The organism is Flavobacterium anhuiense, from assembly GCF_050990855.1.
Taxonomy (GTDB): Bacteria; Bacteroidota; Bacteroidia; order Flavobacteriales; family Flavobacteriaceae; genus Flavobacterium; species Flavobacterium anhuiense_C.
In genome coordinates, this window is sequence record NZ_CP158861.1 from 4,285,382 (window position 1) to 4,299,083 (window position 13,702).

The 13,702-nt window shown below is 35.4% G+C and carries 7 protein-coding genes; all 7 read right to left on the reverse strand.

What is annotated here, in order from left to right; genetic code table 11:
• Positions 1–27: 27 nt before the first annotated feature.
• Positions 28–1,164: a helix-turn-helix domain-containing protein gene (locus ABTV69_RS18830; RefSeq protein WP_433831510.1), complete on the reverse strand. Its 1,137-nt coding sequence runs from the start codon at positions 1,162–1,164 to the stop codon at positions 28–30.
• A 342-nt stretch (positions 1,165–1,506) separates the two neighbouring features.
• On the reverse strand, positions 1,507–2,460 hold the full coding sequence (locus ABTV69_RS18835; protein ID WP_433831512.1) for a M20/M25/M40 family metallo-hydrolase: 954 nt from the start codon (positions 2,458–2,460) through the stop codon (positions 1,507–1,509).
• Between the two features lie 169 nt (positions 2,461–2,629).
• Positions 2,630–3,676, reverse strand: coding sequence for a sialidase family protein (locus tag ABTV69_RS18840; protein ID WP_433831514.1), 1,047 nt, complete (start codon positions 3,674–3,676; stop codon positions 2,630–2,632).
• Positions 3,677–3,819: 143 nt separating this feature from the next.
• Positions 3,820–5,406, reverse strand: a complete 1,587-nt coding sequence (locus ABTV69_RS18845; RefSeq protein WP_433831516.1) for a SusD/RagB family nutrient-binding outer membrane lipoprotein — start codon at positions 5,404–5,406, stop codon at positions 3,820–3,822.
• Between the two features lie 16 nt (positions 5,407–5,422).
• A complete protein-coding gene (locus ABTV69_RS18850) occupies positions 5,423–8,509 on the reverse strand; it encodes a SusC/RagA family TonB-linked outer membrane protein (protein ID WP_433831518.1) in 3,087 nt (1,028 codons plus the stop codon).
• A gap of 262 nt (positions 8,510–8,771) precedes the next feature.
• Positions 8,772–11,417, reverse strand: a complete 2,646-nt coding sequence (locus ABTV69_RS18855) for a glycoside hydrolase family 3 N-terminal domain-containing protein (protein ID WP_433831520.1) — start codon at positions 11,415–11,417, stop codon at positions 8,772–8,774.
• Between the two features lie 35 nt (positions 11,418–11,452).
• Positions 11,453–13,696: a GH92 family glycosyl hydrolase gene (locus tag ABTV69_RS18860; protein ID WP_433836728.1), complete on the reverse strand. Its 2,244-nt coding sequence runs from the start codon at positions 13,694–13,696 to the stop codon at positions 11,453–11,455.
• Between the last annotated feature and the right edge of the window lie 6 nt (positions 13,697–13,702).

Here is a 13,702-nt window from a genome sequence, read left to right on the forward strand (position 1 = left end):
CGAACCCTTTTCTAAGAAAAAAATGAATTAATTTGAAGGCTTTCTAAAATCACTTGGAGTTTTTCCAGTATATTTTTTAAAAGAAGCACTAAACGACGATTTGGAATTGAAACCAACCTTATAGAGAATTTCTTGAATGGTAAGTTCTTTTTGCAAAGGATCTTTAAGCATTTGTTTAGCTTTTTCGATTCTATATTCATTTACGAAATCAAAAAAGTGCTTATTCATATACAGGTTAATTAAAGTAGATAAATCTTTAACGGGCATTTTTAATTGTTCTGCCAAATCCTGAATCGTTAATGAACAGTCTAGATAAGGTTCATTTTTAATCATAAAATCTTTTAGAGATTCTATTTGCTTATTTTTTTCTTCATCAATTACAGGAGACAATTTTTGTTTTGGGGCAACATCTGTAATCGGTTTAAATTGAGAATTGATGCCTCTAAAAAACTCTGGATTATTTAACGCAACAAAAAGATACCAACAGGTACAAAATAAAAATGCAAAACCATCAAGGGTTACGATCCAAGCTCTTATTTCTCCCCAACCAAAGATAAAAGTAACCAGCCACCTCAAAAGCACAATAAAATGTAAAACATAATACAGAATTGTAATTTTATAAAGTGCGCCCAGCAAAGAGATATCTGGATTTGTGTAATTCTCGAGATAGATGGTTTTAGATTTTTTAATCACCAAAAATGAAGCGATAAAATAAACTTGGAATAAAAATTCAAAGAGAAAATAAAAAAACTGCATAGTAAACGTCTGACTCATACCGTTTATAAAACTTATTTTCGCAGCCCTATCTTCAAAATATATCCCAGACATTAAATACAAATTGAAAGCAACAAACGGAATCGTGTGTAGTAAATGTTTCGGTTTTAAGCGAAAGTTGGAAAAACAAATCGATAATACATAGAGATAAAATGATGCTGAAACCAAATAGTTAATACTCCAACGAAATGCCTCGAGATTGATGAAATTAACAGGGAAATCACGCATCAAAAATTTTAATGCATCTACGGCATTAGCAAAAAGAAAGAAAGCAAGAAGGCGATTTCCTAATTTATATTTTGTTTTAACGGTAAACAAAAATAAGGCAAGAAACAGCACCAAAAATATTCCTATAAGTGCTGCTATTTCCAAAAAGCTGTATTTGTCCATAGTTTTTTAACTTAGGCGCAATTTAGAATTTAAATAGGAAAGCTTAAAAAAGTATAGAAGATTTTCTCCAAATTTTAAAAAATATTTCGCCAAGTGCTAAAAGTGGTATTGTTATAAATAGTAACGCTGTCATGTTCTATGCTTATTTTAAAATAGTTAAAGACAAAGCTTAAAAAATAACCTTTAAAAAGTCTTCCCAAATCTTGCAAGTGATCTAAGATTTAAGACTTAAATAAAGTAAATAAAAATGGCGCCAACCATATTTAGTTGGCGCCATTTGGCAATTTTTGAATCTTTTTAGTGTTTTAAACTAATTTATTCTTTATTGAAAATAGCTTTGTTTTAATTTTGTTTAATAAAAACCAAAGCTTCTTCGTAATTGGCTATTTGGATAAGGGCATTAAAAATATACTTCGCAACCAATGCTCCTCCTTCTGAATTAATCAGTTCAATATCATCATCTGGCGTGTGGTATTGCGGATGTCCGCCTGTATGGAAGCCAACTGCAGAAATGGATTCTTTATAAAAAGAAACATGATCGGAACCTCCGACATCGCCAGCGTGAATCACAGGATTTAAGCTACTGTTTTCTTGCAGTTTTTTCATTAATTCTACACCATTCGGAAAAGTTCCTGCTCCACCCATATAAAGCTCTTTTTTCTCATTTAATCTTCCGACCATATCCATATTCAGCATCACTTTTACGGCTTCTTTTGGAACTGGAAGATGATTAATGAAATATTTTGAACCCAACAATCCTTCTTCTTCTCCACTAAACGAAATAAAAATGATGCTTCTTTTTGGTTTTACTTTCATCTTAGAAACTTCTTCTAAAATGCAAAGCAAAGCTGAAACTCCAGAAGCGTTATCGTCTGCTCCGTTATGAATGGCGAAAACTTCTTTCTTTTTGCTTCCAGAGCCTTGTCCGCCCCAACCCCAATGATCGTAATGCGCTCCGATTACGATATATTCGTTTTTCAAAATTGGATCCGAACCTTCGATGTAACCAACGACATTCTGTGTGGCAACTGAATCGGATTTCATTTTATTGATACGTTCTTTAACAAAAAGTTGAAACGGTTGATAGTAGGATTTTCCGAATTCTTTTAAACCAAATTTTTTAAAATATTTTTTAATATATGCTGCAGCATCGTTATTTCCTTTAGTTCCTGGAAAGCGACCTTCTAATTTATCTGATGAAAGATATTTATCATGTTTATAAAAGGTCTGCGACATTTGTGCATTCACGAAAGTGGAGCAAAAGAAAATAGTTGTAATGAAGAGTTTTAATTTCATAATGGGTTGTCTATAGAATGGAACGCAAAATGGGACGCTGATCGCGCGGATTCGCTTTCGCGAATACGCAGATTTTTATGGATTTTATTTAAAGGAAAACAAAAAAAATCCGCCTTTATCCGCGTCTTTACGAAGTAATCTGTGTGATCCGCGTTCCATCACTCCAAGATTATAAATCAAAAGAGGTATGTTTAATATATTTTCGATCGTAAGTATACAAAACGTGTATTTTTTTGTCGGTAGTTTGAATGATGGCTGGATAGCTGAACTCTCCTTTTTCTTGTTTTTCTAGATCGAATAGTTTCGTCCAGTTTAAACCGTCTTTAGAATATTCTACGTCTAGAATATTTCGCCCGTTAAACCAATCTTTGCCAATTGGAAGTGGATTATTGACTAATAGAAACAAATTTTTGTCGACTGTTAAAGCATCAATACCAGAATTCGAATTGATGACATTTATCGTATTGGTTCTAATCCAGCTTTTTCCGTTGTCTCCCGACCAGCTCGATACTACTTTGTTGTGTTTGCTTCGAGATAGCATCTGAATATCGCTCTTGCTATGAATTAAAAATGTCGGCTGAATAATATCAAAATTCTGATTGTTTTCTACCGCTATTTTCTTCCAAGAATCTGTTGCTTCAGTATATTCTTCAACATGCACACGCCATTCGTCTGTATTGACACTTTCTGTACTGCTTCCGCATAAAATTACACCAGGAGTTGTTTCAATTGGTTTGTTTCGAATTGGACCTAAAATTCCGTTAGGAAGATATTTTGGTTCTCCCCAGGTTGTTCCGTTATCTTTCGAAACAATCATAGCGCCGAACCATTCTCTCGGATTTTTTCCAATTTTATAAAACAAATACAAATTCTGGCTTTTGCTTTTAAACAAAACCGGATTCCAACAAGGCAATGTATCTCCGTTTTTAATTAGTGGCTGAATCAATTCTTTAGGCGAAGACCATTTTTTGTCTTTGTAAGCCGAAATATAGATTCCGACATCTTTTGCACCTTCATATTTTCCGCCAAACCAAGCTGCTAAAATTTCGTTTGGTTTATATTCTACCAAAGTCGATGCGTGACTGTTGGTTGTAACAGGCGGATCTGCAATATAACTGCTTTCGATATTTACGGCTTTTATTTGTGCTTTTATTTCATTAGAAAAAAGAAAAAAAGCCAATAAAGATGCAACAGTATATTTAGTCTTTAAAATCATTTTATTGTAATAAAAATTATAATTGCTTGTAACGAATTAAAGCTGGGGCAAAAATTCACTGGTTTATTTATAAAACAAAAGGAGAGTTACCTCTCCTTCTGCTCAAGTAACAAATCTGTTGATTCTTTACTTTACCAAATTAATTATTTTGTGTCCCACCAAAGTCTTGTTCCACCTGAATCTGGACCTCCTAATTTAGAAACTCCGTCTTCTACAGCTGCTTTGTTTGATGAGTACTCATTTGTAGTGTAAATAATTCTTTTCATTAAAGATTTACCAACTCCAGCATCTGGGTTATCAGTATTTAAAACTGGATAGATAACTTTAGCATCGCTTCTACGTAAATCTGCCCAAGCTTCCCAAGATTCTGGGAAAATTGCTAAGTATTTTTGAACCGCAATTTGCGTTCTTTGATCAGCTGTAGATGCAGACCAAGCCACTGGCAATTTAACTGGAATATCTTGTAAATCTAAAGTTGGGTATAATGTCAAAATGTTTGGCAATGTTGGCAATGTAACACCGTTGATATAAGCATTAACTGTAGCTGCCTCCGTAATTCCCCATTGTGCAAGAGATAATCTAATACCTGTTTCATACAAAGTTTTAGCATCTCCACCCATGTTCCAACCATTTAAAGCTCCTTCTGCTCTACTCAAGTAGTTTTCAGAAGCCATAAAGATCTCGATGTTTTTAGTTTCACTAACAGTGTTAGCAGAACCATTACCCATAATTTCATTATTGAATTTAGAGAATTCTGTAGCTCCAAATTGATCTTCTAAACCACCAACTGGATTTCCTCTGTATGGTCCTGTAGAAACCGGAGCAAACCATTTTGATAAACGTGGATCGTTGTACCCAACTAAGATACTTTCCATAGAAGCTGTCATTACATAACCCCAGCTGTTTACAATCATATTTAAATTGTTTGGAGTAATGTTACTAGCTTTAAAGAATGCACTTTGATCGTTTGTTTGCATAACTCCTGCAGCTACCGCAGCTTCTGCTTGAGTTTTTGCAGTTCCAGGCTCTTTATCAGAAATTCTTAGAGCCAAACGCAATCTCATACTGTTTCCGAAAATTCTCCATTTGTCAACGCTTCCTGCATAAACTCTATCGTTTGGCGCAAGAGAAGCAACTGAAGTTGCAGAAGTAGAAGTTAATGTTGCATTTGCTTCATCCAACAATTTGAAGAAGTCTGCATAGATAAATTCAACACTATCGTAAGGAACTTTATCCTTTCCGTTTCCTGCTTCTGTGTAAGGAATTGGTCCGTAAGCATCAACCATTTGATTGTACATGAAGACTTTCCAAATTTTAAGTACTGCTAAAGCTTCTGCATTTCCTTCAGATGCTTTAAAAGCATTTGATAAAGCTGGAGCCGCTACTGTATAAAATCTTGTCCATCCTCTACCTTCATATCCGTTAACGAAAGCATTTCTTTCCGTTCCATAGCCACAGTTTAAGTAGTGGATAAAAGTTGACGATAAAATACCTGTTGCAATACCCCAAGTACCTTGATCATCTACTCCTGGAGATGAATAAGAACCATTGTGAATACCAGCGTATAGTGCTGATGCAAATGCAGGTCCTGCTAATGTAGCATCTAACTGATCTTCAGTCAATGAATTAGGGTCTTTGTTTATTTCATCAAAATCGCCTGTACAGCTTGATAAAATCGAAACTGCCATTAATGCAACTCCTAATGTTTTTATTTTAAAACTATATTTCATGATATCTCTTTTTTAATTAAAATCCGAATTTAACATTAACTCCATAATCTCTTGTTGATGGAATGTTGAAAGATTCTATCCCTTGTAAGTTTCCTGTACCTGCTCCAGCTTCTGGATCAAAATGTTCTGCTTTGTTTAAGAAGAAGAATAAGTTTCTACCTACTAATGAGAAATCAACACTTGTAAATCCTGAGTTACCTAATAAACGTTTTGGCATTGAGTAACCAAAAACAAGCTCTCTTAATCTGATGTTTGTAGCATCATAAACGAATGGTTCTGCAATTGGCGTTCTTTGTCCGATTGCTGTCCAATATTGTTCAGCATTAATACTAGTAGTGTTTTGCGTGTAAGTTCCGTTTCCGTTATCTACTACACCATCCACAACGATTCCACCATTTCTTCCTGCTAAAGTGATATCGCTTACCCCTAAACCAGCTTGTCTCGCTTGCGTGTACGAAATAACTTCACCACCAATTCTGAAATCAACTAAGAAGCTTAAAGAGAAATCTTTGTATTTGAAGTTATTTTTGAAACCTGCAGTCCAATCTGGATTAAAGTTACCAGCACGAACATCAAAACCATTTGTAGCTAATGGGATACCAGCGCTATTTACAATGATTTGTCCTGCATCGTTTCTTTGGAAACCTTTGATGTATAAATCACCATATTCTCCACCAACAACAACTTTACTTCTAACTAAACGTCCTTCTCCGATTACTAATTCATCACGTCCTTCAAAGATAGATTTTACTTTTGACTTATAAGAAGCATAGTTCGCTGTAATATCCCAAGTAAAGTTTTCTGTTTGAACTGGCGTTGCAGTAAGCGTGAACTCCAGACCTTTATTTTCAATATCACCACCATTTACAATCGCTCTAGAGTATCCAGAAGGCTCAGGCGTATTGATGTAGAAAATTTGGTTGTTTGTTAATGTTTTAAAATATGTGAAATCTAAACCTAAACGGTTGTTGAAAAATCTAACATCTACACCAAACTCATTTGAAGAAGAAATCTCTGGCTTCAAGTTTGGATTTGCTTTTGTGTTTTGTCCGTATAACATACCACCGTTACCACCGATGTATGAGAATCTCTGTTGTGTTTGATAAGGATCTGTATCGTTACCAACTTCAGCGTAAGAAGCTCTTAATTTGGCAAAACTAATTACTTCTGGCAATGTAAACATATCAGAAAGAACTGCTGAAAGTCCGAAAGATGGGTAGAAATAATCTTCTGGTAAAGTAGAAGACCAGTCATTTCTAGCTGTTAAATCTAAGAATAAATAATTTCTGAAACCAATTTGACCAAATCCGTAAACAGAGTTGATTCTTTTTTCTGAAGCTGTAGAAGTAGATTGAACTGTTTGCACGTTTGATAACGCGAAGAAGTTTCTTTTACTTAAAACACCACCAGAACCTAAAGCTGAACTATTTTGTTGCAACGAACTCGCACCAGCATTAAGTCCCACAGAGAAATCGCCGAACTTTTCGTTGTAAGTAAGTAAAGCATCAATGTTTAACTCGCTAACTGTTTCGTAAGATTCGCTGTAAGATCCCATGTTACTATTGAATGCATTTGTAGCATATCTGTTTCTTACGTTTTTGTTTGTCATTTGGTCTAAACCAGCTCTACCTTGTAAACTTAATGTTTTTGTAAAATCGTATTTAAGAGAAGCTAAACCAATAAATCTATTTCTTTTATCTGTACGAGCATCATCTCTTAAAGCAGACCAGAATGGGTTTCCACCTGGAGCTCCAGTTTCGTCAAGGAAATAGTTTACTTGTCTTTGTCCTGCAGCATCAAAATATTCAAAATCTTTGTAATCGTTATAAGCGATACTACGAGGCAACAAATAAGCAGATGTTCCGATAGATTCTTCACCAGTTCTCAATAAGTTATCGATATCTTGTACGATGTAGTTTGTTTTTACATCCAATGATAATTTATCAGATATTTTGCTTGTCAATCTTAAGTTAAGATTGTGTCTGTCCATTTGGTTTCCTCCAACAATACCTTCAGCACGTGTGTTAGTATAAGAGAAATAACCCTGCGCTTTTTCGTTACCAGCTGTAACTGTTAAGGTATTTGCTAAGTTATAACCTGTTTTGTAGAAATCAATAACGTTGTTTGGCTGTGGAGAATAGCTTTGTGTAGCAGGTCCAGCATAATTTGGATTACGAACCAATTGCCATGCAGAAACCTGACGCCCGTCTAAAGGTGCTCCCCAGCTTGAGCTTGAGTTATTAACATAAGCACCATTTGTACCTTGTCCGTACTCATTTTGTAAATTCATCAAATTATAAGCAGATGAAGCCATAAAGTTAGATGATAACGAAACTGAAGTTTTTCCAGATTTACCAGATTTAGTTGTAATTACGATTACACCATTTGATGCTCTAGATCCATAAAGAGCTGCTGCAGATGGTCCTTTCAAAACAGTCATCGAAGCAATATCTTCTGGGTTAATGTTAGAGATACCGTCAGGTTGCGTAGTTCCTCCTGTATCAATATCAGGGTTAGTTGTTGTTGTTCCGTTACTAATTGGCACACCATCTACTACATAAAGAGGCTGGTTGTTTCCGTTAAGAGATCTGTTACCTCTTAAAGTAATTCTAGAAGAAGAACCAACACCATTAGAAGTTGTAGAGAAGTTAAGACCTGCTACTTTACCAGAAAGTGAATTGGCAACGTTTAATGATCTTGCCTCAGAAAGTTCGTCTACAGAAACGTTTTGTGCAGAATACGTAATTGCTTTTTTCTCTCTTTTAATACCAAGAGCCGTAACAACTACTTCTCCTAACTGCTGCGTATCTGGACCTAAAGATACGTTAATTGTAGATTGTGATCCAACAGCAACTTCTTTAGTAGCAGATCCTACATAAGTAAAAACTAAAACTGCTGATTGATTAGGAACATTAATGCTGTATTTACCATCAAAATCTGATGAAGCACTTGTTTTAGTTCCTTTAACAATAATATTTGCTCCAGGAATTGGAATTCCGCTTTGAGCATCTGTTATCGTTCCTTTTACTGTTGTCTGCGCTTGTAGGCCTTGGAACCCAAAAAGGCATATGACAAACAGTAATTTTAGTACGCTTTTAATCATATTAGTTGTTTTTTTAGAGTTAATAACATGTTAAACTTAAGAATACATTCTGTTAACAAAATATAATTTCGACAAATGACATTTTTTCGCAGGTGTTGGTAATTCTTTGGTCAGTTATTGAAAGAAAACGTTTTCATTTGTAATCCTACTCTGCCTTATAAAAAAAGCCAAAATCTATTAATCTAATAGATTTTGGCCTTTTTTAATTGTATTCATTTTTTTAACGAAAAATCGTTTAAAAATATTCGGTATTTAACACTTTTTAATTCGAAACCTTGAATTTAGTTTTTAAGACATCCGTTGAGTTGCCACCAACCATTACTTCGAAGTCTCCTGGCTCTACAACAAACTGCATTTGCCTGTTATACAAGCCTAATTCGTCTTTAGTAAGTGTGAATTCAACAGTTCTAGTTTCTCCTTTCTTAATATTTAATCGTTTAAAACCTTTTAATGTTTTTTCTGGAGTCGTTACAGAACTATAAACATCATTTACATATAATTGCACCACTTCATCTCCATCCAAATTTCCGATGTTTTTCACATCAACAGAAACTTTCACTTCTCCGTTTGGCTTAATTTCGTTGGCACTTATTTTTAAATTCGAATATTCAAACTTCGTATAACTTAAACCATAACCGAAAGTGTATAAAGGATTTTCGCTTTCGCTAACGTATCTGTGAATCGCAGATGGTTTTTGATTGTAATATATAGGTAATTGTCCAACAGATTTTGGAACTGTAATCGGTAATCTTCCACCCGGATTGTAATCTCCAAATAAAACATCTGCAACAGCTCTACCGCCAAATTCTCCTGGAAACCATCCTTCTAAAACCGCTGGAATATTATCAGCAATCCAATTAGTAGAAAGCGGACGACCGTTTAACAATACACAAACGACAGGAGTTCCTGTTTTCTGAATCGCTTCAATCAGTTCTTGCTGTATTCCGTGTAAATTCAAATCAGCGACGTCTCTATTTTCTTCAACCAATTCGTTTGATTCTCCTAAAACCACAATTGCAACATCTGCTTTTTTTGCCGCTTCGATTGCTGGCTGCATGTTTACTTTTTCTAAGTTCCAACGTAAGTGCGCTCTGGCTCCCCAGCCTCCTTCCCACATTTCAATGCGGACTTTGTATTTTTTACCTGCTTCAATTTTTTTAGGAGTGGTAACAATGCTTGTCGCTCCTTTTGTCCAGTTGTCTACAACCAATTGATCGTCCACCCACATTCTAATTCCGTCATCAGAACTTAAACCTAACCAGCCGTCAAACGATTTGTCGGATTGAATGTAACCTGTCCAACGAATAGAGAAATCATCTACATTCACACCATCTCCAGGAGCCCAAGGCCAGTCAAATTCTAATTGGCTGTCAATACGAGTTAAAGCTGGAGTTCCTTCCAAATTTCTGTTATTGAAATATTCTCCTTTTAATCCATTTTGAGATCCGTCTGAGGTAAATAGATATTTAGATGGAATTGCTTGACCTTTTACAATCAGTGGCACACCTTCTTCATAAACAACATTTGCTGTTTTGCCCATTACTTGCTGAACGCCTTCAAAAACAGTAACTCCAACACTATTTTTAGGAGAATAACCTCCAAGTCTTGAAGCATTTGCGTTTGGCCCGATAACAGCGATGTTTTTAATATTTTTGCTTAATGGTAAAATATTGTTTTCATTTTTCAACAAAACCATTGATTTCTGAGCCGCTTCTAAAGCAACAGCTTGGTTTTCTTTTGTATGAAAACGTTCTTTAATCAAGTTTTTATCTGTGTACGGATTTTCAAATAATCCTAATAAGAATTTCAAACGTAAAACGGCTCCCGCAGCACGGTCAATGTTTTCCATTGTCAATTTCTTTTCGTTCACCAATTCAATGATTGTGTTTTGCCAGAATTCATTAGAAAAATCATAAAACTGCATATCAACACCTGCAGAAACTGCTTCTCTAATACTTTCTTTTGGAGAATCAGAAACTTTATGAGTCGTTTGAATGTATTTAATAGCACCTAAATCAGATACTACAAGTCCTTTAAAGCCCCATTCTTTTCTTAAAACATCAGTTAGTAACCAATGGTTTGCCGCACAAGGAATTCCGTCCAATTCAGAATAAGCGCACATTGTTCCTAAAGCACCGCCTTTTGTAAATGCTTTTTGGAAAGATGGCAAATGATCTTCTCTAGCAGAACGTTCTCCAACCAAAATTGGCGAAGAATTTCCTCCCGCCTGTGGAATACCGTGAACGGCGAAGTGTTTCGGCTCAGCAATAATTGAACGATCCGATTTTAAATCATCCCCTTGTAATCCTTTAATGAATGCCAAACCAATTTCACTGTTTAAGAAAGCATCTTCCCCAAAAGTTTCAGCAACTCTTCCCCATCTTGGTTCACGTCCTAAATCTAAGTTGGGACCGAAACCAAAATGAACGCCATGAGCTCTAGCTTCCATACCAATTACTTTACCTACTTTATCCAAAACAGAAGTATCCCAAGTTGCTCCAAGTCCGATATTCATTGGAAAAGTTGTACTTCCTTCGTCCAAATAACCATGAAGCATTTCGCACATAATCAAAGCAGGAATTCCCCAACGGTTTCCTTTGATTACATTGGTTTGAAGATCGTTGATCATTTTCGCTGAACGCGGATACAAATCATGAATCGCTCCAATTCCTAACTTCCCAATTTTTTCAGCTGATTTCCCTTTTGCAAAATCTTCTTTTTCTTTAAAAAAATCTCCTCTATACATATCCATCTGACGTACTTTTTCTTCAAGTGTCATATGGCTTAACAAGTCTTTTACTCTGTCTTCAACAGGCGCTTTAGCATCTTGATACAGATACTTTTTTTGGGCGTGGGTCTGATTAAAAAAACCCACAGCCATTACAAAAATAATGGCTGTTTTCCTCATTCTTAATTGTAACATAGTTGTATTTGTGTGTGTGTTTAGTTTTGAATCACTTTGAGCTTTGTTCCATTCACAAAATCATCATGTGAAATAAAAAAGGTATTAAGTGATTTTCCGTTTAGCTCTATCGAATTGATTTTTCCATCATTATTGATTTGTCTTTCAATTACAATGCTTTCTTTTTTATAATATCTTGGATCTAATTTGATTGTCACTCTATGAAACATTGGTGCTGTAATGGTATAAACCGGATCTCCTGGAGAAATTGGGTAAATTCCCATCATCGAATACACCAACCAAGCTGACATAGTTCCTGTATCATCATTTCCTGGCAATCCTTTAGGATTATTTTGGAAATGTTCTCGCACCAATCTTTTTACATTTTCCTGAGCTTTATACTCTTCTCCTTTCACGTAATTGAACAAATACGGATTTGCAATGTCTGGCTCATTTGCCATATCAAATTGTTTGGTATCGAAGATTTTCTGCAATTGTGCCGAAAATACTTTTTCACCGCCCATTAATTTCATTAATCCCTTAATGTCATGCGGAACCATAAAATTATACTGATAAGCATTTCCTTCTATAAAACCAACATTTTCTTCAAAATTAGCTCCAGAAGTAGGATCAAAAGGTTCGTACCAATCTCCGTTTGCAGTTCTTGGGCGAAGCAAATTCAGATTCTTATCAAATAATTTTCTGTAGGATAACGAACGATTATAAAAACGTTTTACATTGTCTTTATCCCCAAATTCGTTGGCCATTAACGATATAGCATGGTCTGAAATATTGTATTCCTGAGTAGTCGAAACTGGACCTTTATCATCAGTTGTCAAATATCCTTTTTTGATATAATCTTTCAATCCCGGACGAAGTGGGTTATTTTCAGTATTATCTGCTCCTTTCAACATCGCATAGTACGCTTTACTAACATCATAATCACGAATACCTCTCAAGTAGGTATCTGTAATTACAATACTTGCAGGATCACCAACCATAGTAAAAGTTTCAGTCGAATTCAATTCCCATTTTGGTAACCAACCGTTTTCATCAAACATATCCAACATACTTTTTATCATATCCGACTGCTGTTTTGGATAAACCAATGACATCAACGGATGCACGTTTCTGTAGGTATCCCACAATGAAAATACGGTATAACGAGTATCTTTGGTTTTACCAATTTTACTTCTTTTGATTACTGGATATTCTCCGTTAATATCATTTAAAGTATTTGGATGGATTAGTGTATGATACAAAGCCGTATAGAAAATCGTATTGTCATCTTTTGAACCACCTTCAACCAAAATTTTAGATAATTCTTCATTCCATTCGTTGTAGGTTTCTTTGTAAATTGCATCGAAAGACCTGTTACCTACTTCTTTTGCCAAGTTTTCACGGGCATTTTCGATACTTACGTACGAAATTCCAATCTTCACTTCAACCGTTTCTGGTTTATCGAATTTATACGTAAAATAACTTCCAATACTATCACCTACAACGGTCTTAATGGTATTATCCATCATTCTCGCTTTTCCGTTGTAACCCATCCATTGCGCTTCAACACCGTTGTATTTCGTAGGCTTTTTCCAAACTCCGAATTTATCGGCAGGTTTAGAAAATTGAGCTACAAAATAAACTGGGTAAGCATCTTCAGGGCTGTTGTAACAAAACGAACCAACCGAACGCATTCCTTCAATTTCTGTCGGTGACACTACTTTTATCATCGCACCTTCTTCATTTGTTAAACCTAAACCAAGATTTAATAAAATATTAGACTGCCCTTTCGGGAAAGTGAATCTGCTAATTCCAACTCGTTTTGAAGCCGTGAATTCTCCTTTTACTTTATACTTGTCGATGTTTACGCTGTAATAGGCTGCTTTTGCCACTTCATTAGAATAAGTAGAACCGTATTTTAAATGATCGATTTCTACTGCTCCAGTCGTTGGCATTAATAAAATAACACCTAGTTCTGGACATCCAACGCCACTTAAATTCACCTGGCTAAATCCTGTCAAAAAGGTATTTTCGTTCACATAAGGATTAGAAAGCCATTGACTGTCTTTTTCCATCGGAGTGTTTTTTACTCCAGCAACATTGAATGGACTAATGCTTGCCATTCCGCGCGGTGCAATCGGTCCTGGAAATGCTGCGCCATAATTGGAAGTTCCAATTAACGGATTGACAAAATCGACAGGTTCCTGCGCAAAAATACTGATGCTAAAAAACAGCATGTACAAAATACATGCTGTTTTGAATTTGTTTTTATTATTTAAAACCATAGGCTT